The 22,438-nt window shown below is 61.2% G+C and carries 15 protein-coding genes and 1 pseudogene; 3 read left to right on the top strand and 13 right to left on the bottom strand.

The window, feature by feature from the left end; genetic code table 11:
• Positions 1-75: 75 nt before the first annotated feature.
• Positions 76-1,203 carry a glycosyltransferase family 2 protein gene (locus GH665_RS09195; protein ID WP_153135595.1) on the top strand — a complete coding sequence of 376 codons (1,128 nt, stop codon included), beginning with the start codon at positions 76-78 and terminating at the stop codon, positions 1,201-1,203.
• A 28-nt stretch (positions 1,204-1,231) separates the two neighbouring features.
• On the opposite strand, the gene GH665_RS09190 is transcribed toward GH665_RS09195, so the two are convergent.
• The 3 genes from GH665_RS09190 to GH665_RS09180 form a co-directional block, all read right to left on the bottom strand.
• A complete protein-coding gene (locus GH665_RS09190; protein WP_153135594.1) occupies positions 1,232-1,957 on the bottom strand; it encodes an amino acid ABC transporter permease in 726 nt (241 codons plus the stop codon).
• Positions 1,958-1,959: 2 nt separating this feature from the next.
• Entirely contained in the window at positions 1,960-2,685 is a 726-nt protein-coding gene (locus tag GH665_RS09185; RefSeq protein ID WP_153135593.1) for an amino acid ABC transporter permease, read from the bottom strand.
• A gap of 97 nt (positions 2,686-2,782) precedes the next feature.
• Positions 2,783-3,604 (bottom strand): ABC transporter substrate-binding protein, encoded by an 822-nt coding sequence (locus tag GH665_RS09180; protein ID WP_153135592.1) that lies wholly within the window; start codon positions 3,602-3,604, stop codon positions 2,783-2,785.
• 314 nt (positions 3,605-3,918) lie between these two features.
• On the opposite strand from GH665_RS09180, the gene GH665_RS09175 reads away from it, so the two are divergent.
• Positions 3,919-4,140, top strand: coding sequence for a hypothetical protein (locus tag GH665_RS09175; RefSeq protein WP_025496301.1), 222 nt, complete (start codon positions 3,919-3,921; stop codon positions 4,138-4,140).
• Between the two features lie 126 nt (positions 4,141-4,266).
• Here the strand turns inward: GH665_RS09175 and GH665_RS09170 are convergent, their stop codons facing one another.
• Entirely contained in the window at positions 4,267-5,580 is a 1,314-nt protein-coding gene (locus GH665_RS09170; RefSeq protein WP_153135591.1) for an MFS family transporter, read from the bottom strand.
• 425 nt (positions 5,581-6,005) lie between these two features.
• On the opposite strand from GH665_RS09170, the gene GH665_RS09165 reads away from it, so the two are divergent.
• Positions 6,006-7,256, top strand: a complete 1,251-nt coding sequence (locus GH665_RS09165; RefSeq protein ID WP_153135590.1) for an IS256 family transposase — start codon at positions 6,006-6,008, stop codon at positions 7,254-7,256.
• Positions 7,257-7,895: 639 nt separating this feature from the next.
• Here GH665_RS09165 and GH665_RS09160 read toward each other — a convergent pair.
• From GH665_RS09160 to GH665_RS09115, 9 genes and pseudogenes are all read right to left on the bottom strand, one after another.
• Positions 7,896-9,611, bottom strand: coding sequence for a SpoVR family protein (locus tag GH665_RS09160; RefSeq protein WP_174771708.1), 1,716 nt, complete (start codon positions 9,609-9,611; stop codon positions 7,896-7,898).
• Positions 9,608-10,879: a YeaH/YhbH family protein gene (locus GH665_RS09155; RefSeq protein WP_025496686.1), complete on the bottom strand. Its 1,272-nt coding sequence runs from the start codon at positions 10,877-10,879 to the stop codon at positions 9,608-9,610. Before GH665_RS09155 ends, GH665_RS09160 begins: the two co-directional genes overlap by 4 nt.
• 155 nt (positions 10,880-11,034) lie before the next feature.
• Complete coding sequence (locus GH665_RS09150) at positions 11,035-12,957, bottom strand: PrkA family serine protein kinase (protein ID WP_153135589.1); 1,923 nt, start codon at positions 12,955-12,957, stop codon at positions 11,035-11,037.
• 851 nt (positions 12,958-13,808) lie between these two features.
• Positions 13,809-14,570 (bottom strand): hydratase, encoded by a 762-nt coding sequence (locus GH665_RS09140; RefSeq protein WP_153135587.1) that lies wholly within the window; start codon positions 14,568-14,570, stop codon positions 13,809-13,811.
• Positions 14,571-14,898: 328 nt separating this feature from the next.
• Positions 14,899-16,686 (bottom strand): methyl-accepting chemotaxis protein, encoded by a 1,788-nt coding sequence (locus GH665_RS09135; protein WP_153135586.1) that lies wholly within the window; start codon positions 16,684-16,686, stop codon positions 14,899-14,901.
• A 432-nt stretch (positions 16,687-17,118) separates the two neighbouring features.
• Positions 17,119-18,162, bottom strand: coding sequence for a LacI family DNA-binding transcriptional regulator (locus GH665_RS09130; protein ID WP_153135585.1), 1,044 nt, complete (start codon positions 18,160-18,162; stop codon positions 17,119-17,121).
• Between the two features lie 203 nt (positions 18,163-18,365).
• On the bottom strand, positions 18,366-19,457 hold the full coding sequence (locus tag GH665_RS09125; protein WP_153135584.1) for an ABC transporter permease: 1,092 nt from the start codon (positions 19,455-19,457) through the stop codon (positions 18,366-18,368).
• Positions 19,454-21,048: pseudogene (locus tag GH665_RS09120) on the bottom strand (sugar ABC transporter ATP-binding protein). The gene GH665_RS09125 and the pseudogene GH665_RS09120 overlap by 4 nt, the downstream one beginning before the upstream one ends.
• Before the next feature lie 369 nt (positions 21,049-21,417).
• Positions 21,418-22,380, bottom strand: coding sequence for a sugar ABC transporter substrate-binding protein (locus GH665_RS09115; RefSeq protein ID WP_153135583.1), 963 nt, complete (start codon positions 22,378-22,380; stop codon positions 21,418-21,420).
• Positions 22,381-22,438: the final 58 nt, after the last annotated feature.

The following is a 22,438-nucleotide window of genomic DNA, read 5'->3' as shown; positions in this document are numbered from 1 at the left end:
ATTTTGCTGCATGCAGCAAAGTGTGCGCAAAGCGAACCGGCTGCCGCCCCTTAACGGATAAGAAAGGAGACACCTGTGTTCACCTTCTCCACCCCCTCCCCCGCAGCCCAGTCCGCTCCCAGAGTTTCCATTTGCCTGCCGACCTGCAATCGGCCTGAGTTGATCGCGGAGTGTATCGATTCGTGCCTCGCGCAGACCTATGGCGATCTGGAGATCGTTATCGGCGACGATTCAAAGGACGACCGCACCCAGCAGTTGATCGCGCAACGCTATCCGAACGAACCGCGCATCCGCTATGTGATGAATCAGCCGCCGCTCGGTCAGGCGCGCAATGTCGCAAGCCTGTTCGAGCGTGCTCGCGGCGACAAGATTCTGCTGATTCACGACGACGATCTGCTCACCACCGACGGCATCGAAAAACTCGTGTCGCTATGGGCACTTCATCCACAACTGGAAGTGGCGTTCGCCAATCAGTACGAGGCCGATCACAATGGCATAGTCGACCTCGATGCAAGCACGCGCCTGAACATCGCGTTTCATCGCACGAGAGACGCCGAAGGCCTGCAGCCGTTGCCCGGCAGAACCGGGTTGATCCAGATGTTCCCGAACAACGGCTGGATGGCCAACGCGGACCTGGTCAAGCGGATCGGCTACACGGATCAGTACGGCACGTGCTGCGATTTCGTGTTCGGCACCGAACTCTGTCTCGCCGCGCGCGAGGTGTTCTATCTGCACGAATACGTGTCGGTCTACCGGAAGACGGCGACCTCGATCTCGCATAGCACGCGCGGCACGACAAGCTCCGCGCCCGTCAGTGCGTATGCGTTCGTCAAGGCGCTGAGGCTGCCGCCGCAACTGGAACCGTCACGCAAGCTGGCATTGCGCCGGCTCGCGCCGATTGTCGTCTCGGTTCACGCGAAGAATCAACAGGCGGCGCTCGGCCTGAAGATCCTGTTCACGCATCTGTTTGCCTACAACTACGGTTTGAGTATGCGGTTCTGTTACCACCTGCTGATGCTCTCACGCGCGGCTGTGAACCTGCGGCAGCACGCTGCGGTGACGGGCGTAGCTGCAGCGGCATCAGGCGTGGCCGCAGCAGCGTCGGGGGTAGCCGCGGCGGCGTCGGCTGTCGTTGCCGAGCCGGGGGCCGCTGTGACCGAACTCGTTACCGACATCGTGACCGATCGATCCGAACTGATCTGACTGATGCCGCTGTAGCCAGGCGCGGCCGTCAGTCGCCAGACAATGCCTGTGCGGTGGCCGGCGTGAGCGGCTGTACGATGCGCTTGTGCCGCGTCAACGCATACGTGGCGATGCGGTCAAGCGCCGTGCACAGCACCAGATAGATGAAGCCGACGAACAGGAAGATCTGTGCGGGATACACCATCAGCCGGTTGCTGACCTGCGTCGCGACGAACGACAACTCGCCGACGCCGACGATATACGCGAGCGAGGTGTCCTTCACCAGCGAGACCCATTGATTGACGAACGAAGGCGCCATGATGCGCATCGCCTGAGGCAGCAACACGTAGCGCAGTGCTTGCATCCGTGTGAGGCCGAGCGACAGGCCGGCTTGCCACTGGCCGTCGCCGACCGCGCGAATGCCTGCGTGCACCGAGTGCGCAAGGTACGCACCGCCGATCAGCGAGAGCGCGCAAACGACCGTCGCAAGCCCGGGCACGTCGACATGAAAAACCATCGGCAGCAGGAAATAAGTCCAGAAAATCAGCATCAGCACCGGAATCGCGCGAAAGAAACCGATCACGAGCAGCAAGGGCACACGGGCGATGCGCCCCGCCATCGCCAGCGCAATACCGCCTGCGACCCCGAGCACCGCCGAAGCCAGCGCGGAACACAATGCCAGCACCAGCGTAAGCGCCGCGCCGCCGAGCGGCCCCTGCGGAAATGCGCCGACCAGCAAATACGGCAAATTATTGGCGAACAACGACCATGTCATGCTCAGCGCCTCGCGAATGAGCGCTCGCGCGCATGTGCAACCGTGTGCGAAACAGCTTCGATCACCGCGACGGCGGCGATATACAACACGGTGGCCACACCGAATGCCTCGAAGGTTTTAAAGGTTTCCGTCTCGACCTGACGCGACGCATACGACAATTCGGCAAGACCGATTGCCATGGTCAGCGATGAATTTTTCACGAGATTCATGTATTGGCCGAACAACGGCGGCAGCGAAATGCGTACGGCTTGCGGCAATACGACGTAGCGGAACGCCTGCAACGGCGTGAGACCCAGAGCCGCGGCCGCGGCATGCTGACCTGCCGGCACGCCGCGCAAACCCGCCTGGAATTCCTCGGCGATGAAAGCCGCCGTATAGCACGTGAGTCCGACCCACCCGGCGACAAATTCGAACGACGGCCAGCGCAGCGCATACGCGCCGATCTGCACGCCATGCGGTGTGTTTAGCCATTGCATCAGTGCGTCTGGCATCAGCGTGGCCGCACCGAAGTACCAGAAGAACAGTTGCACCAGCAACGGTGTATTGCGAAACACCAGCACATACGCGGCCGTTGCACGACGCAGCCAGCCGTAGCGGGCATGACGCGCGATTGCCAGCACGAGGCCGGCCACGGTGGCCGCGAGCGCCACCGTCAACGCGAGACCGACAGTGACGCCGAAGCCTTGCCACAGCCACGTCAGATACTTTGGAGCGAGCCACGCTTGCATCGTTAAACCTGCTTCTTTAAATCCGCTCTTGCGAAAACGCCGACGGGCACGCTGCGAGCGTGCCCGTTCATTCCTGAGTACTACAGCGGCATGAAACTCAGGTCTTGTCGCCGATCTTGAAGATACGCGCGAGCGGTGTCTTCGTTTGCGGACCGAACCAGCGGTTGTAGATCTTCGCGGCCGAGCCGTCCGCTTCCAGTCCCTTCAGCGTGTCGTTCACGAAACCGACCAGACGCGTCTCGCCCTTCGGAATGCCCACGCCCATGTAGTCGTTCGAAATCGTGAACGCCGGAATCTCGTAGTTCTGCTTGTCCGGTACGTTGGCGAGCAGACCGACCAGTTTCGGACCGTCCTGCGTGATCGCCTGTACATTGCCCGCGCGCAAAGCCGCGAATGCGAACGGCGTGTCGTCGTACGCGACGATCGTGGCTTGCGGGAATTTCTCGCGCAGTGTGATTTCGTTGGTGGTGCCCTTGTCGGCGCCCACCCGCAGGCTGTTGATCTGATCCGGCGACTTCAGCACGCCCTTCTTCGCCAGAAACTGCTGGCCTGACGAGAAATACGGAATGCTGAAATCGACCTGTTTGGCGCGCTCGTCGGTGATCGTGAAGTTGGCGAGTACCAGGTCCACTTTCTTCGACGTGAGGAACGGAATGCGGTTAGCCGGATTGGTCGGTTGCAGTTCGAGCTTCACACCGAGTTTGTCGGCAAGCGCCTTCGCGTAGTCGACATCGAGGCCGACGATGTGGTTACTGCTTGCGTCGACGTAGCCGAACGGCGGATTGCTGTCGAAGGTCGCGACGCGCAGCACGCCTGCCTTTTTGATGTCGTCGAGACGATCGGCGTGGGCAAGGCCCGACACCGTCATCGTCAGCCCCGTCATGGTCACTAGCCAGGCAGCGAGTAATTTCGATTTCATTTTTATGGATCTCTTTGTTTGTGTGCGATGCAGATGCGATGTTTCTGAAAACAGATGCGGATCGGCGCTATCCGTCGCAAGTCCGCTGCGAATCCGCTGGGAATATCGCGCCAGCGCGAAGTGCAACCGACGGCCACGCATGGGTGTCACCTTAGCAGCGCCGCCGCGCGCACCGAACCAAGAAATGCTCCTGTAATAAGCGTGTTTTCTGCTAAGCATCCGCTCATTAGCAAACGCGTATTTGTCGCTTGGTCTCACGCGTGCGGCTGATTAGGATGGGTCTCGAACCGTCATCAGCCTCGAGGTGATTTGCCATGTCCGACAGTGCCTGTTTCAAGCCGCGTGTGATCGAGCCGGTCGTCGTCAATCAGCCGGAAGGATTGGGGTTGGCCGTGGAGTTATGGCTTGCGCACCCCGTCGATGGAATTGCGGGGAGAGCCGTGCAGATTCACTTGCGCAGCGATGCAAAGATGGCGCAAGCCGAGACGCTGCGCGATCTGCTGCATGCGCTGGGAACGGAGATCGTGGTGGCTTGAGCATCGGCATGGGCCTGGGCGCCGCTTGCCGTGCCTGCCGATGGGATAAAAAAACGGCGGCCGGGTTGCCCTGGCCGCCGTTTTCAAAGAGCGCTCACGCGCACTGTTTGCGCGTGTCGTCCTCGCTCAAGGCTCGTGACGCAAATACCCTTCTTTCGAAGGATCGCGCATGCGCAACGACACGATGCCGGCGATCGCGCACAGCGCGGTGACATACCAGTAGAACGTCGACTCACTGCCCACGGACTTCAGCCACAGCGCGACGTATTCCGCCGAGCCGCCGAAGATCGCATTGGCCACCGCATACGACAGCCCCACGCCAAGCGCGCGCACTTCCGGCGGAAACATTTCGGCCTTGATCAGGCCGCTGATCGACGTATAGAAGCTAACGATCGCCAGCGCCACGACCACGAGGCCGAAGGCCGCGTACGGGCTCGTTACGTCTTTCAACGCGTGCAGCAGCGGCACGGTGCCGATGGTCGCGAAAAAGCCGAAGAAAATCATCGAACGACGACGGCCGATACGATCCGACAAAGCGCCGAACGCCGGCTGCATGATCATGTAGACGAACAGCGCTGCGGTCATCACGTTGCTTGCCGTCTTGGCGTGCATACCGGCCGTGTTGACCAGGTACTTCTGCATATACGTGGTGAACGTGTAGAAAATCAGCGAGCCGCCTGCCGTGAAGCCGAGCACGGTCAGAAACGCGCCCTTGTGCTGCCACAAGCCGCGCAGCGTGCCGGCTTCCTTGCGTTGACGCGTTTCAGCCGTGGTCGTTTCTTCAAGCGATTTACGCAGATACAGCGCGACGAGTGCCGCCAGCGCACCGATCACGAACGGCACGCGCCAGCCCCACGCTTTCAGTTCTTCGGTGGAGAGGGTTTGCTGGAGGATCACCAGCACGAGCAGCGCGCACAACTGACCGCCGATCAGCGTGACGTACTGGAACGATGCGAAGAAGCCGCGGCGGCCCTTGAGCGCGACTTCACTCATATAGGTAGCGCTGGTGCCGTATTCGCCGCCCACCGACAGGCCCTGGAACAGGCGTGCGACCAGCAGCAGCGCCGGCGCCAGCGCGCCGATCTGCGCATATGTGGGGAGCACCGCGATCACCAGCGAGCCGCCGCACATCATGAACACCGATACCATCATCGCGGTCTTGCGGCCGTGCTTGTCGGCAAGCCGGCCGAAGAACCAGCCGCCGATCGGGCGCATCAGGAAGCCCGCGGCGAAGACGCCCGCCGTGTTAAGCAATTGCGTGGTGGTATTGCCGCTCGGGAAGAAGGCCGGCGCGAAATAGAGCGCGCAGAACGAATACACGTAAAAGTCGAACCATTCGACTAGGTTGCCCGATGAAGCGCCAACGATCGCGAAGATGCGGCGGCGGGTGTCGTGTGCGTCGTAAACCGTGGCCACGGTTTGGTCGGTTAGGTCGGTCATGCTGTTGTCTTTCCTTGTCTTTAAACGGAGGTAGCGGTCGTGGCGCCGCCTTCATAGCACGCGCATCGCGGTGGGCGCGTCCGGAGTGCCTTGGATGACTCCGGGTGCGTCCGGGTTCGTCCGGGTTCGTCCGGGTGCCCCGCGGGTGCCCATAGCGCGCGTGCGCGAATTTTACAGAATTGCAAGGAGGAGATGGGGGTTTGTTAGGGATCAAGGCAGGGTTTTTGCCCACCCGGCAGGTGCAGGGCCTTCGCGGCGCTTTTCGTTGTTGATCCGGCTCGCTGGCCTTTTCTTGCTGGGTTCGGGGTTTGGTCTTTTGGTCTTTTGTTGGTCTTTTGGCCTTTCCTTGCTGTGTTAGTGGTCTATTAGCTGGGGCCTGTCAGTAATTTCGTGTTTGAGGCATAACATGTCGCCAAGGAGTGACTATGCCTCGCAAACCGAAAGCCAAGCCGGTAGACCTGCCGGCAATTCCTGCCGAGCTGCTTGAACAGTTCGGCAACGGCCCGATGACGGCCGAAGCCATCAATGCCGCCACGATGGCGCTCAAGAAGGCCCTGATCGAGCGTGCGCTGGGTGGCGAGATGAACCACCATCTCGGCTATCCGTCGGGCGCCGCCAGGCCGGCCCACGCCACGAACCAGCGCAATGGCCGTGGTGCCAAGACGGTTCTGACCGAAGACGGTCCAATCCGCATCGAGGTGCCCCGCGACCGTGATGGCAGCTTCGAGCCGATATTGATCCCCAAGCATGAACGCCGCTTCACCGGCTTCGACGACAGGATCGTGGCCATGTACGCGCGTGGCATGACGGTCCGGGAGATTCAGGGTTTCCTGCAAGAGCAGTACGGCACCGAGGTCTCGCCTGATTTCATCAGCTCGGTGACCGACGAGGTGATGGCCGAAGTGAGCGCCTGGCAAACCCGGCCGCTCGAGCCCATGTATCCGGTCGTGTTCTTCGATGCCTTGCGCGTCAAGATCCGCGAAGACGCCGTGGTACGCAACAAGGCGGTCTATCTGGCACTGGGCGTGCTGCCGGACGGCACACGCGACATTCTCGGACTCTGGATCGAAGGCACCGAAGGCGCCAAGTTCTGGATGAAGGTCTTCAATGATCTGAAGACGCGCGGCGTCAACGACATCCTGATCGCCGTCACGGATGGTCTCAAGGGCATGCCCGAAGCACTGGCCGCCGTGTTCCCGGCCACCACGCTGCAGACCTGCATCGTCCATCTGATCCGTAATAGCCTGGATTATTCGAGCTGGAAAGATCGTCGGGCACTGGCCGCAGCGATCCGTCCGATCTACACGGCACCCAGCGCGGAAGCGGCCGAAGCTGAACTCGACGCGTTTGCCGATGGGCCATGGGGCCAGAAACTCCCGATGATTGGCATGGCCTGGCGCAGTGCCTGGGACCGCGTGATCCCGTTCTTTGCGTTTCCCCCCGCGATACGCAAGATTATTTACACCACAAATGCCATTGAGAGCATCAATGCCCAGTTGCGCAAGATCATCAAGACCCGCGGCCACTTCCCGAGTGACGAGGCCGCCACCAAGCTCATCTGGCTGGCCTTGCGAAATATCACGGCGAACTGGGGACATGCCGCTCACGACTGGAAGACGGCCATGAACCAATTCGCTATCCTCTATCAGGATCGCTTCATCAGATCACCCGTGTAATTCTCCAAACGCCTTAAACACGGAAATTCTGACACCCCCATTAGCGTTGCCCCTGTGCGGGGCGGCACTTACTTTCTTTGCCGCCGCAAAGAAAGATAAGCAAAGAAAGCGGCTCACCCCGCCAGCTCATAAGCAGGTCCCCCGCACAGCCGCGGTAGTGGTGCATCTGGAATCCGTGCACTCGCACACTCCGCGCCGTTGACAAAGGGCTCATCAGTTCCCACTCCGCACTGCGTGCGTCGCGGACGGGTATGTCAGGGAAACCAAGGGCTCTGCTCGCGCAGCGGGAGCAAAAAAGTTGGAGAGTGGTTTTATGAACTGGGTATCGGCGCGCGCAGCGACGCGGGAGGTATGACACCTTTGTCACTGAGGCCGAATGTGCGAGGAGACAGATTCCAGATGCACCACTGCCGCTACTGTGCGGGGGACCCGCTTAAGAATTAGCGGTTTGAGCCGCTTTCTCTTGCCTACTTCTCTTTGCGGCGGCAAAGAGAAGTAAGTGCCGCCCCGCACAGGGGCTACGCTAATAGACCACTGACAAATCAAGGAAAGGCCAAAGCGCCAAAGCGCCAAAGCACCAACTCAACAACGAAAAAGCGCCGCGAAGGCCCCCACCCGGGCAGGCAAAAAACCCCAAACTCAAACCCTCACAGCCGGAGGCACATACTTACACTCATACCGCTTCCTAACAGTGCCATTCTCATCAACGCTTTCCAGATAAACATCAAACTGCCACAACCGCGCCATGTGCTTAAGCACCTCATCACTATCATTAGACAGATGCCGGTTGTCGCTCATGAAATGCCGCAACGTCAGACTCCGGTCCCCACGCGTATTCACCGCCCAAACCTGAATGTTCGGCTCCCGATGATGCATGTCGTACTGCCGCGACAACGCCTGCCGCACATACTGATACCCGCTGTCATCATGAATCGCGGACACTTCCAGCGCATCGCGCATATCGTCATCGAGCACGGAAAATAGACGCATCTCCCGGATCAGATGCGGCGACAGATACTGCGCGACGAAACTCTCGTCCTTGAAATTGCGCATCGCGTAGTGCATCGCCTGCAGCCACGGGCTGCCCGCCAGCTCAGGGAACCACTTGCGATCTTCCTCCGTCGGCGATTCGCAGATCCGGCGGATATCGCTCATCATCGAAAAACCCAGCGCGTAAGGGTTGATGCCGCTGTAGTAAGGCTTCGTGACCGGCGGCTGGTAGACCACATTGCTGTGCGAATGGAGAAACTCCATCATGAAACCGTCTTCCAGCTTGCCCTGCGCATACATCGTGTTGAGCAAGGTGTAGTGCCAGAACGTGGCCCAGCCTTCGTTCATGACCTGGGTTTGCCGCTGCGGATAGAAATACTGCCCGACCTTGCGCACAATGCGGATCACCTCCCGCTCCCACGGCTCGAGCAACGGCGCATTCTTCTCCGCGAAATACAACAGGTTTTCTTGCGGCTCCGGCGGGTAACGCTCCTCGATCTCCTCAGGCAACGGTGTATGCCGGCTCGGCAAGGTGCGCCACAGCTCATTCACCTGCGATTGCAGATAAGCCTCGCGTTCGCGGCGCGCCGCAAACTCCTTTTCCAGCGACAGCTTCTGCGGACGTTTGTAACGGTCCACACCGTAATTCATCAACGCATGGCACGAGTCGAGCAGTTCCTCCACCCGGTCGAGCCCGAAGCGCTCCTCGCACTCCGCGATGTAATTCTTCGCGTAGACAAGGTAATCGATGATCGCGTGCGCATCCGTCCAGAGCCGGAACAGATAGTTGCCCTTGAAGAACGAGTTGTGCCCATAGGCCGCGTGCGCGATGACGAGCGCCTGCATCGTCATCGTGTTCTCTTCCATCAGATACGCGATGCAAGGGTTTGAATTGATGACGATTTCGTACGCCAACCCCATCTGCCCGCGGCGGTAGCTCTTCTCGGTGGAAAGAAAGTGTTTGCCGAACGACCAGTGACGGTAGTTCACCGGCATGCCGACGGACGCGTAAGCGTCCATCATCTGTTCGGCGCTGATGAGTTCGAGCTGGATCGGATACACGTCGAGTTCATATTGCTCTGCAACACGGGCAATATGAGTGTCGTACTCTTCGATCAATTCGAAGGTCCAGTCGGACGGGCACGGCAAAGGCCGCCTATCTGCTACGTTCATACGGACTTCCCTTTGCCCCACAGTGGGCGTTCCGGTGTGTCCCCGTGCTGCAGCGGTGTCGACTGCTCCGGCTGCGGCGGCTCCCGTATCGTCCGCCTTCGCCTCGGCATGCCCGGCTTGACCCTGCTGCGGCACGCCTTTCCCGCGCTCCGGCTGGTAGCCGCGCGCTTCGTTGTGCAGGTGTTTTGTCATGAAGACGCCACCTGCTTTTCAAACAGTTCCCGGAACACCGGATAGATATCCGCTGCGGTCTCGACCTTCTTCATTGCCATGTGCGGCTGACTCAGCGCCAGCTGCGCATACTCGAGCCACAGGTTCTGCTCTTCCGGCGTAACCTGGATATACGCAAAATAGCGCACCTTCTCCAGGATGTCATCCGAAAGTATCTTGCGGCACTTGGGCGAATCGTCGGTCCAATTGTCGCCGTCAGACGCCTGAGCGCCATAAATGTTCCATTCAGTCGGCGAGTAGCGCTCCTCCATCACCTTACGCATCAGCTCCAGCGCGCTCGACACCACCGTGCCGCCGCTTTCCGTCGAATGAAAGAACGTGTCTTCGTCGACTTCCTCGGCGCGCGTATGGTGACGGATAAACACCACCTCGATCTTTTCGTAGTTACGCTTGAGGAACAGGTACAGCAGGATGAAAAAGCGCTTGGCGAGATCCTTGCGCTGCTCGTCCATCGAACCGGACACATCCATCAGACAGAACATGACCGCCTGGCTGGACGGCGTGGGCTGCTTCACCCGGTTCACGTAACGCAGATCGAACGGGTCGATAAACGGAATGCGCCAGATGCGCCCGCGCAAATGGTGGATTTCCTCCTCGAGCAGTTTGATTTCCTCGCGACGGTCGGCCGGATCGGCCTTGATCTCTTCCAGTTGCCGTTCCATCTCGTGCAACTGATTGACGAGCGGCGCCCCGAGCGCGATACGGCGGCCGAGCGCGCTTCTGAGCGAGCGGACCACGTCGATATTGTTCGGGGTGCCTTCGGCCGCCCAGCCGGCGCGGATGCTCTTCCACGTAGGCACGGCCATCAGATGGGTTTTGACGAGACGCGGGAGTTCGAGGTCGTCGAAGAAGTACTGCATGAATTCTTCGCGGCTGAGTTCGAACACGAAGTCGTCCTGACCCTCGCCTTCGTTGCTCGCCTGGTTGCCGCCGCCTCCGCCGCCGCCCCCTTGCGGGCGCTGGATCTTGTCGCCGCGGATGTAGTCCGAGTTGCCCGGATGCACCATTTCCCGTTTGCCGCCGGGGCCGTGCCGGAACGACGGTTCGGCAATGTCCTTGCGCGGAATCGTGATGCTCTGGGTGTTCTGGATATCCTTGATGCTGCGATCGCGTACCGCTTCCGAAACGGCGCGACGAATGTAGTTCTTGACGCGACGCAAAAAACGCTCGCGATTCGCAATACTCTTGTTCTTACCAGCTAACCTGCGGTCGATGATTTGATGAAGCACGCCCGGTCTCCCGTGTCCCATGCAACTGCACTAATTTCGAGTGCGCGAGACGCAAACTGCATAGGCATGTCCGCAAACGCAACGCTATGTCCATGCAACTTGCGCTTCGCAAGGTGCCCGCGCGGCCGGACCGCGCGGGCGGCACGCAATGCGTATCATGACGACTTGCGCACGCGCAGATACCAGTCACACAGCAAGCGCACCTGCTTTGGCGTATAGCCCTTCGTCACCATCCGGTTGACGAAGTCTTCGTGCTTGCGTTGCTCTTCCGCCGAGCCCTTGGCGTTGAACGAGATCACCGGCAACAGTTCCTCCGTATTCGAGAACATCTTCTTTTCGATCACGACGCGCAGCTTCTCGTAGCTGATCCATGCGGGATTCTTCCCCGCATTCGCAGCACGCGCACGCAGCACGAAGTTGACGATCTCGTTGCGGAAGTCCTTCGGGTTGCTGATGCCCGCAGGTTTCTCGATCTTCTCCAGTTCGGCGTTCAGCGCCGCGCGGTCGAAACTCTCGCCGGTATCGTGGTCGCGGAATTCCTGGTCCTGAATCCAGAAGTCCGCATACGTCACATAGCGATCGAAAATATTCTGGCCATACTCGGAATACGACTCCAGATACGCGGTCTGAATCTCCTTGCCGATGAACTCGGCATAGCGCGAGGCGAGCACGTCCTTGATGAACGACAGGTACTTCTGTTCGGTTTCCGGCGGGAACTGCTCGCGCTCGATCTGCTGTTCGAGCACATACATCAGGTGTACCGGGTTCGCGGCGACTTCAGTCGAATCGAAGTTGAACACACGCGACAGGATCTTGAACGCGAAGCGGGTGGACACGCCGGTCATCCCTTCATCCACGCCCGCGAAATCGCGATACTCCTGATACGACTTGGCCTTCGGATCGGTGTCCTTGAGATTTTCGCCGTCGTACACCTGCATCTTCGAGAACAGGCTGGAGTTTTCCGGCTCCTGCAAACGAGTGAGCACCGACATCTGCGCCATCATCTTCAACGTACCCGGCGCGCATACCGCATTGGACAGCGACGAATTACGCAGCAGCTTCTCGTAGATCTTGATCTCTTCGCCGTAGCGCAGGCAGTACGGCACCTTCACGACGAAGATCCGGTCGAGCAGTGCTTCGTTGTTGCGATTGTTGCGGAAGGCCTTCCATTCGGACTCGTTCGAGTGGGCGAGAATCACGCCGTCGAACGGGATCGCGCCGAAACCTTCGGTGCCCTTGAAGTTGCCTTCCTGAGTCGCGGTGAGCAACGGGTGCAAGACCTTGATCGGCGCCTTGAACATTTCGACGAACTCGAGCAAGCCCTGATTCGCGAGGCATAAGCCACCGGAGTAACTGTATGCGTCCGCATCGTCCTGGGCATACTGCTCGAGCTTGCGGATGTCGACCTTACCGACCAGCGACGAAATATCCTGATTGTTTTCGTCACCCGGTTCGGTCTTGGCGATACCGATCTGGCGAAGGATCGACGGGTAGCGGCGCACCACGCGAAACTTGCGGATGTCACCGTTGTATTCGTGGAGGCGCTTGACCGCCCACGGACTAAGAATGTTTTTCAGGTAGCGGCGTGGAATCCCGTACTGCTCTTCGAGGATCGGACCGTCCTCGTCGTAGTCAAACAGACCAAGTGGCGACTCGTTGACGGGCGACCCCTTGATCGAATAGAACGGCACCCGTTCCATGAGTTGCTTCAAACGCTCCGCGATCGACGATTTACCGCCGCCGACCGGTCCCAACAGATACAGAATCTGCTTCTTTTCTTCGAGCCCCTGGGCCGAGTGCCGGAAGTAGGCGACCACCTGCTCGATCACCTCTTCCATTCCGTAGAACTCACGGAATGCGGGGTATACCTTGATGACCTTGTTCGCGAAGATACGCGACATGCGCGGATCGTTGCGAGTGTCGATCTGTTCTGGCTCACCGATTGCCGTCAACATGCGTTCGCCAGCTGTAGCGTACGCGGCGGGATTGTCTTTGCAGAGCGCGAGATACTCCTCGAGCGAGAGTTCATCTTCTCGCGTTTTCTCGAAGCGGGTCGCGAAACTGCTGTAGATATCCATGCTACCTCCTCGCCAAAGTCTAGACCGATGTCGTGCGCGGCGCGCTATTCGGAAACGACATCGCTCGAATTCATCCTAAACCCTTTTAAATTTTTTTTCACGGACTACGTGATGAAAATCGTGCCGTGTTGCCCCTCCTGCAATCCTCACTTGGAAACACAGATTCGGTCACCTACAATCTTCCGCTCATCTTGCACTCATCCCGCACTCACGCACAACGACTGCCGGACCACGTTACCGCCTCTCCAATACCCTCTGCTCGCCGTGCTGTTCAACACCGCTCGCGGTGCTCCATGACACGAATCGTCCTGTTCATCAAACGATCTCACTGCTGCACCGGACAGCCTGTCTGCATGCGCACACTTTGTCGTCTCTAACGCGGACGTCATGCCATTTCCAGTGCCCGGTACTTTTTTTCATAACGCATCGCATTGCGATTCGGTCTACAGCGACGAGCACAGTGTTACATGTTCATTCGCGATGCTGACCAGCAGCGCTGTTCATCGGTGCATCGTGTAACGGTTCGTCAACGCACTGGAGGTTTTGTTCAACGCCATCGCGCATGGCGTGCGACAGTCCCCGTGCGCTTGCCGCTTATACCTGGCCCTCGTATTAACCGTGTTGGCGGCATGGTTGGCCGCGTGTATAACTGGATCACGGCCACACGGTGGCTTGCTTCATAGGTGTATACGGCAAAACGTTCGGTGCGGATGCCGCAAATGTAAAACGGCCGCCCGCGGGCAGCCGTTTGTTTGATGCTTCGTCTTTGTAATGGGTGTCACAAGTGGTGTCATAAGCGACGTCCCAAGCGGGTGTCACAAGCCGCCGGTTACAAATACACCGTGCCACGCTCAGGTCAGTTCAATCTCCACTTCGCCGAGACCGTCGATGTGGCCGCGCACAGTGCCCGGTTTGCCCACATTGTGCGCACCGACGTACGAACCGGTGGTGATCGTCCATTCGGGCTCGATCGTAATGCCCATAGCGGCGCAATGGTTGACGAACCACACCAGCAGTTCGCGCGGATCGCCAGCCGGATTGCCGGTGGCGTCCGGCACCAGCGAGTCGCCGTCGACACTCAACTCCAGTTCCGGCGACACGAAGTCGAAGCCGCGCGCGAGGCCCGCATAGGCAACCGGATGACCGGTAATCAACGCGCCGTTGTTCTGTGCGTCCGCCAGTTGTGCAAGCGGCGCGACATTGGGCCACTCGGAAAAGCGGCTGTCCACAATCTCGATGGTCGGCAGCACGACACCGACCTTCGAGAGCACCTCGTCGCGCGCATAAGCCCGGCCACGCGGCTCGATGGCCTCGGCGAAGCGAAAGGCAATTTCCAGTTCCACCAACACCCGGAAAAAGCCGCCATGGGCCACCCGCGCGGGCGACGGCAGCACCAGCGAAGCCGGGATCGGCGCGCCCGCGGCGGCCCCGCCCGGCGCTCTGGCGCCGATCTTCCACGCGCCCGTCGAATCGCCGAGGCCCGTGATGACAGTCTGCTGGATCGCGTAGGCGGTGGCCGCGTCAGGCGGCAGGCTGTCGGGTGGCGGCGCATCGATCGGGCGATGCTGTCGGCGTGCTTCGACGAGGCGGTGCGCGAGGTCGTATTGCGTCATGTCGGTCCTTTATGGCTGGCGCGTTGAGCGGTGGGCCGCTGCGCTGGGTTGCGGCAGCGGAATAGCGGGCTCACGGTCCGCGCGCTAACGGGCTGAAACGGCACTGTTGCCGATGCGAGCCGTCGTCGCGCCCGTCAATGTACCGGATCGCGACGCTTGCCAGGGTGCGGACAACGATTGTGAACGCTGCTTAGTCCACAAACCATGAAAAAAGACCGCGGTTGCATGCGCAATCGCGGTCTTTATCGTCATGCGGCGCGCTTGATCCGCTCGAGCATGGTTCTGTCTACTGCTTCATCAGGAACGAATGTTGCGACACAGCGGCCGATCAGAACGTTTCCCAATCCTGATCGCTGCCGGCGCTCGCCACCGCCCTGGCGGGCGTCCTCATGGGTGCAGCGGCTGCCGCGGGTGCGGCAGGAGCTCGTGCGGCCGTAGTGGACTGCGCAGCCGCTTGTGACGACGAGTGCGACACCGGTTGTAACGCGGCTTGTGACACCTTGCGTGGCGCCGTCGCGCGAACCGGCGCAGCCTCACGCTTCGGCGCCGCGCTCACGGGCGCCTTGTAACCGCTTTCTTCGAGCTGGAACACCGCGACCGCGGCACGCAGCTTGCCTGCCTGATCTTCGAGCGAAGAAGCCGCCGCAGCCGCCTCTTCGACCAGCGCGGCATTCTGCTGCGTTACCTCATCCATCTGGGTGACCGCGCGCGCCACCTGATCGATGCCGCTGCTTTGCTCTTCCGAGGCCGCGGCGATCTCGCCCATGATGTCGGTCACGCGCTGCACCGCACTGATGATCTCGGTCATAGTGCGGCCCGCTTCGTCGACCAGCGCCGAGCCGGATTGCACGCGCTCCACCGAGGTATCGATCAGCTCCTTGATTTCCTTGGCCGCCGCCGAGGAACGCTGCGCGAGGCTGCGCACCTCGCCCGCCACCACGGCGAATCCGCGCCCTTCTTCGCCGGCCCGCGCCGCTTCCACGGCCGCATTCAGGGCCAGGATGTTGGTCTGGAACGCAATCCCTTCGATGATCGAAATGATGTCGGCAATCTTCGCCGAACTCTGGTTGATGTCGCCCATCGTGCCGACCACCTGGCCGACCACCGCGCTGCCCTTATTCGCGATCTCGGACGCGTTGGCCGCCAGCGAGCTCGCCTGGCGGGCGTTGTCGGCATTCTGCTTGACGGTGCCGGTAAGCTCTTCCATGCTCGACGCGGTTTCCTGCAGCGCCGAGGCCTGCTCTTCCGTGCGTGAGGACAGGTCGATATTGCCGGCCGCGATCTGACGCGTGGCGGTCGCAATCGATTCACTACCGCTACGTACCGTGCGCACCGTTTCGGTGAGATTGCGCTGCATTTTGGCGATGCCTTCGAGCAACTGCCCCATTTCGTCACGCGAGGTGACCACGACCGGGCGGCGCAGATCGCCGGCGGAGATGGCGTCGAAATGACCGAGGGCCGCGTCGAGCGGGCGGGCAATTGCGCGGCTCAGTGTCAGGTAGGACAGCGCGGCGGCGATCACGCCGATCAGCAGCGCGACGGCACTCACCACCCGGAACACCTCGAAATTGCTTTGCGCGGAGTCGTAACCTTGCTTCGCGGACGTGAACTGGAACTTGCGCAGCGCGTCATCGGCGTTGGCGAGCTCGTTGTACACCTCCTGGATGTGCCTGGCGCTCTCAACCACCTTGCTTTGGTCATTCGCCGTGATGATCGTCACAAACGCGTCCAGTTGCTGATGCAGCGCCTCGCGCCTCGCAACGACGTCCTGAGCGAGACGGTCCTCCTCAGCGTCGCGCGGCAGGTCCATGTATTTTTTCCACCACGTGTCGGACGTCGCGCGCATCGTACGCGCCCGCTCGATCGTCGGCGCCACCTCTGGCGTGCCCATCATGAACGCCGCCCGGTCGAGCGCCAGCCGCTCACGTGCTGCATACAGCTCGGCGTTGCCGATATCGACAGCGCTCGGCATGGCGTTAGTGAAAGTGTCCTGATAAGCGTCGTTCGAACGACTCATCCCAAACAGACCGAAAACGCCAATGGCGACCAGCAGCGCGGCGAGAAAAGCCATCGTGAGGCCAATCCGCGCCTTGATCGTGATGCCTTTGTTCAACATGCTTGTTCCTGTACTTAGCAAATGAGAAGCTGCGTGCGCAGCGCGGGGTAGCGTGTCGCGTCTGCCTGCATGGCGCTGTTCTGTAGCCGCGCTCTAATATTTGGGTTTACGGCATTCGATCTGCGTACTTGAAGGTTTTATATGGTATGAAGAAAGACGTTGTAAGCAAATGGAAGAAATTACAAAATACTGACAGGCCGTGCCCAGGCTAAGGTCACACGGCGTTTTTTGACATTCGGGGAAGCAGGCTCAGTTGGCCTGGAAGCCGGCTGCGCCCAGGCGCGGCGGGTTCGAGTGGAACCTGGACACGAGTCGGCCACAGATCAAGCGGAGTTCAAACAGAACTCAGACGGAACTCGAGCGGCACAAAAAACCGGCCGCGAAGCCTGTCGGCTCGCGGCCGGCAACGCAATCCTCACACGGTGTCAGATATCAGGCCGCCAGATCGCGCCTCGCCACGCCGGCCCACGTCGCGGTCGATTCACGCACGATCAGGCGCGGCGACACGACACGCCGGCGGCCCGGCGCACGCGGAAGACTGCCCGACGCCGTCCCGGCGATGCGTTCAATCAGCGTCTGCGCGGCCATATCGCCGAGCGCACGAACCGACTGCCCCACTGTTGAAAGTGACGGATAGGTGAATCGCCCCAGTTCGATATCGTCGAAACCGATGATCGAGCAATCGCGCGGCACGCTGATGTTGCGCTCCGCCGCGGCGCGCAGCGCGCCGATGCCCATCATGTCGTTGCCGGCAAAAATCGCCGACGGCCTCACGGTATCGAACAGTTGCCCCGCCGCGCGATGGCCGCCCATCCCCGAAAAATCGCCTTCGACGATCGCGCCCGCCGGAATCTCGATGCCGCGCTCCGTCATGGCGCGGATAAAGCCGTGCAAACGCATGGCGCTTACCGCCGTCTTCACGGGCCCGGTAATGCAGCCGATTCGCACATGCCCCAGTTCGAGCAGGTGACGCGTCGCCAGGTAGCCGCCCTTCTCGTGGTCGATCTGCACCAGATCCGCGTTCACGCCTTCGATATTGCGGTCTACCACCACCAGCGGCTCGCGGGCGTCGGCGAGCGTCTGCGCCAGCACCGCGTCGTCGCCCGCGGAGGCAACGATCAGGCCGTCGATACGCTTTTCCTGCAGCACGCGCAGATAGTTTCGCTGCTTGGCCGGATCGTCGTCGGAATTGCAAAAGAACAGGCAATAGCCGTTGCGCGCGCAACCGTCCTCGATACCGCGCGCCATCTCCGCGAAATACGGGTTCGTGCTGTTCGGCACCACCAGACCGATCGTCGCCGTCGCCCGCGCCTTGAGCGAGCGGGCCACCGCCGACGGCACATAGTGAAGCTGACGGATCGCGTGTTCGACCTTCGCGCGTACATCGGCCGACACCGGCCGTGAGTTGTTCACCACGTGCGATACCGTAGTGAACGACACGCCTGCCACGGCCGCTACATCCTTGATCGTCGCCATAACCTGTTGCTCTCCTGCCTGTTGTTCCCGCCGGCCACGCCATCTGGCGACCCACCGGACGTCTTCATCGAAGACAGACCAAACCCATGAATACTTACGCTTTTCCGCAACGCTCTACCGCACTGCCCACACTTCCCGCTTCGACTGCTTTGACTGCTTCACACGCCGCCTTCACGTGGCTTTCCGCCAATTTCACGCCGCCCTCATGCCCGCTTGCGGCGGCTGCGATAGGTATCCAGCACCACCGCCACCACGATCACCGCGCCGGTGATCATCCGCTTGGTCGGCTCGTTCGCGCCGATCTGCGCAAGGCCGGCCGCCAGCACCGAAATGATCAACACGCCGAAAAACGTGCTGATCACCGAACCGCGGCCGCCCATCAGGCTGGTGCCGCCGATCACCACCGCCGCGATCACCTGCAACTCCATGCCGACGCCAGCGTTCGGATCGGCCGCTTCCAGACGCGAAATCTGGAACAGCGCCGCCAGCCCGGCCAGCGCGCCCATCAACGCGAACACAATAATCTTGTAAGGCCGCGGATCGACGCCCGCGAGCCGCACCGCTTCCTCGTTGGTGCCGATGCCGATCAGATAGCGGCCGAACACCGTGCGCGTGAGCACCAGTTGCGCAATCACCATGACCGCCACCGCGATCAGAAAGGCCGGCGAAATACCGAGCGCGATCGGATTCGATAGAAAATCGAACGCGTCGCCGATATACGCGGTGCGCGAACTGGTCATCTGATACGCCATGCCGCGCGCCGCTTCGAGCACGCCGAGCGACACGATGAACGACGGAATCCGCCAGCCCACAGTGACCGCGCCGGTGACGGTGCCGGTCAACGCCGCCGCGGCAACCCCGAGCAGTGCCGCCGGCAACGGCCCCCAGCCCCACTTCAACGCCGCCACACTCACCACCGAGCCGCCCAGCGCCAGCACCGACCCCACTGACAGATCGATCCCGGCGATGATCAGCACGAAGGTCATCCCCACCGACATCACCACCAGATCGGGGATCTGATTGGCGATCGTGCTGAACGTGTCGTAGGTCAGAAAGTGCGAACTCAGCAGCGAGAACAGCACGATCATCGCCAGCAACGCACCGGCGAGGCCCAGGTAGTTCGAAAAACCAAGCCGCGTGCCGGCCGGCTTGCCGCTTGCCGATGACACCGGTAGCACCGGCGGCACCGGTGACGCGGACGGGTCGGCGGACGGCGTAAGCGTTGCCCCTGCCTGCGCCGCGCCGGGTGCGCCGGATGTGCCGCCAGCGGCCTCACTTGCCGGTCGATCGGTCATGACAGACTCCCTGCTTCATGGGTGTCGACAGTGTGCAGCAGCGCTTCGCGGCTGCGGTAGCCGGCAAAAGCCGCGGCCAGCAACGCGTCCTGCGACCAGTTGTCGCGCTCGAACACCCCCGTCATGCTTCCCGCGGACATCACGCCGATCCGGTCGCAGATCAGCATCAGCTCGCGCAGGTCGCTCGACACCACGACCAGCGCGCGGCCTTCACGCGCCAGCGCGCCCATCAAGCCATAAATATCGAACTTCGCACCGACGTCGATGCCGCGCGTCGGTTCATCAAACAGCAGCACACGGCAATCGCGCGCCAGCCAGCGGCCGATCACGACCTTCTGCTGGTTGCCGCCCGACAGTTCGCCGACAATCTGCGCCGGTCCCGAACTGCGAATCCGCATCGCATCGATCTGCCGTTGCGCGAGCGCATTCTCGCGCTTCGCATCGACAATGCCGTGCCGCGCCACCCGGCCGATATTGCCGAGCGAAACGTTGGCCGCGATCGGTTGCGGCAGCAACAGGCCTTCGCCTTTGCGGTCTTCGGTAATCAGCGCGATGCCGGCCCGCACCGCGTCCGAAGGCGACGCAATCTGCACCGGCGTGGGCGCCACACCCGGCGCGCCGGCTAGCGACACCGTCCCCCGTCCTTCTGATCGGCCCCGTAGATCAGCCGCATCAGCTCCGTGCGGCCCGCGCCGATCAGCCCGCTGACGCCGAAAATCTCGCCGGCGCGGACCTCGAACGACACCTCGCGCACCACCTTGCCGCGCGTGAGCCGGTCCACTTTCAGTAGCGGCGCGCCGATGTTGCGCACACCCAGATCGATGTGCTCGCCCAGTTCCCGACCCACCATCCACGTGACGATCTGATCGCTCGTCAGATTCGCCATGGCGTCGACATGCACCAGCTTGCCGTCGCGCAGCACTGCAACCTCGCCAGCTATCCGCGCCAGCTCTTCGAGCCGGTGCGAGATATAGACCAGCGCGACACCGCGAGCCTTCAGCCGCTCGATCTGCTCGAACAGCAGGTCGACTTCGCGCGCGGTCAACATCGCGGTCGGCTCGTCGAGGATCAGTACGCGGCAGTCGTCGATCAGATTGCGCGCGATTTCCACCATCTGCTGATGCCCGATGCCGAGTTCGCCGACCAGCGTGTCCGGATCGATCGCATCGAGCCCGACCTGCGCCATCGCGAGGCGCGCATCCTCGCGCAGCTTGCGGCGGTCGATCCAGCCGAAGCGGAACGCGCCCGCCTGCGGCAAACGGTTCAGAAACAGGTTTTCGGCCACCGACAGCGTCGGCAGCAGATTCAACTCCTGCATCACCATGCGCACGCCGAGCGCTTCGGCCTCGCTGCGGCTTGCCGGCGCGTACGGCGCCCCGCCGAGGCGCATCGTGCCCGCGCTCGGCTCGACAAGGCCACCGATTATTTTGGATAGCGTACTCTTGCCCGCGCCGTTCTCGCCCGTGAGCGCCAATACCTCGCCGGCGCGCAGCGACAGCGAGACGTCGGCGAGCACCGGTTCGGCATAGGTCTTGCCGATGCCGCTCACAGACAGCACGGCAGGCAACGCATCGTGATCGGTTGAGTCCATCGCAATCCTGGTTCCGGGGCTCCCGGCGCGGTTTCACGCGATTCGCTCGCATGAGGCCGCCAACGACAGCCACGCGTCATGCCGGCCCAATGCGCGGAATGCGCAGGCGCTATCGGCCACGCCCCTCCCGCCGCGCAGCCACCGTCATGACGCTTACCTCTGAATTAACGGCGGCCCGGCAGGTTTCTTGAGCGTTTATTGAATTGGCGCGGATTCGCACGTTTTTTGCCATGCATTCAACATGCTGTGGCACGCGCTAACCCGCGTCCCCGGGTTTGCTGCAGTGTTGCTCGCGATGCCTGATCCGGTCGTTCCGGATACTTAACGATACTTTCCCGGCGGTACTTTCCGGTACGGGTTGCCCGATGCTTATCGGGTCACCAGATCACATGGCGTTTCCACCACACCGGACAACTGCGACTGCTTCTTGTGCTCGCTGATCGCCTTGAGCGCCGTGTCGATCCCGAACACGGCCTGCTTGGCGGCGTACTGGTCGGCGGTGGCGAGGACACGGCCGTCCTTGAGCATCGGCCTGATCGCGTTGATGTTGTCGTAGCCGACCACCAGCACCTTGCCCTGCCGGCCCGCCGCGCGGACGGCCGAGACCGCGCCGATCGCCATATTGTCGTTGCCGGCAAGGAGCGCCTTCAGATTTGGATACTCATTGAGCATAGCCGACGCTACCGCGTTGCCCTTGTCGATCTCCCATTCGCCCGACTGCACCGACACGACCTTGGCGCCCACGGTTTGCATGGCGTCCTTGAAGCCGGCGGTGCGTTGTTGCGCATTGGTGGTGGTCGACACTCCTTCGATAATGCCGACTTCGTCGCCCGCCTTCAGCTTTTTGGCCAGGTAATCGCCGACCTTCTGCGCACCCTTGCGGTTATCCGGGCCGACAAACGGCACGTTCAGATCCTTCGACTTGAGCACGTCCGGGTCGAGCCGGTTATCGATATTCACGACGATGATGCCCGCGTCGATGGCCTTCTTGACCACCGGCACCAGCGCCTTCGAGTCGGCCGGGGCCAGCACGATCGCGTCGACTTTCGAGACGATCATCTGTTCGACGATCCTGATCTGGTTCGCGGTATCGGTCTCGTCCTTGATGCCGTTGGTGATCAGATCGAACTGGGCGGCGTTGTGCTTCTGATAGTCCTTCGCGCCGTTTTCCATGGTCAGGAAAAACTCGTTCGCGAGAGACTTCATCACCAGCGCGACTCTCGGTTTATGGGCGGGCGCGCTTTGCGCGTTAGCAGAGGAAAACGGTAAAGCGGCGGTGGCGGTGACGAGAACAGCGGCCGCCAATATGCGGCGGCGAATGCGATGGCTCATGCCTATCTCCAGGATTTTTCAGGCTCGCGATCGAGCCGTATTTTTAGTCTCACGCAAA

This window comes from Paraburkholderia agricolaris (assembly GCF_009455635.1).
Taxonomy (GTDB): Bacteria; Pseudomonadota; Gammaproteobacteria; order Burkholderiales; family Burkholderiaceae; genus Paraburkholderia; species Paraburkholderia agricolaris.
The sequence above is the reverse complement of the archived record's forward strand: the minus strand, read 5'-3'. Positions and strand labels throughout refer to the sequence as shown.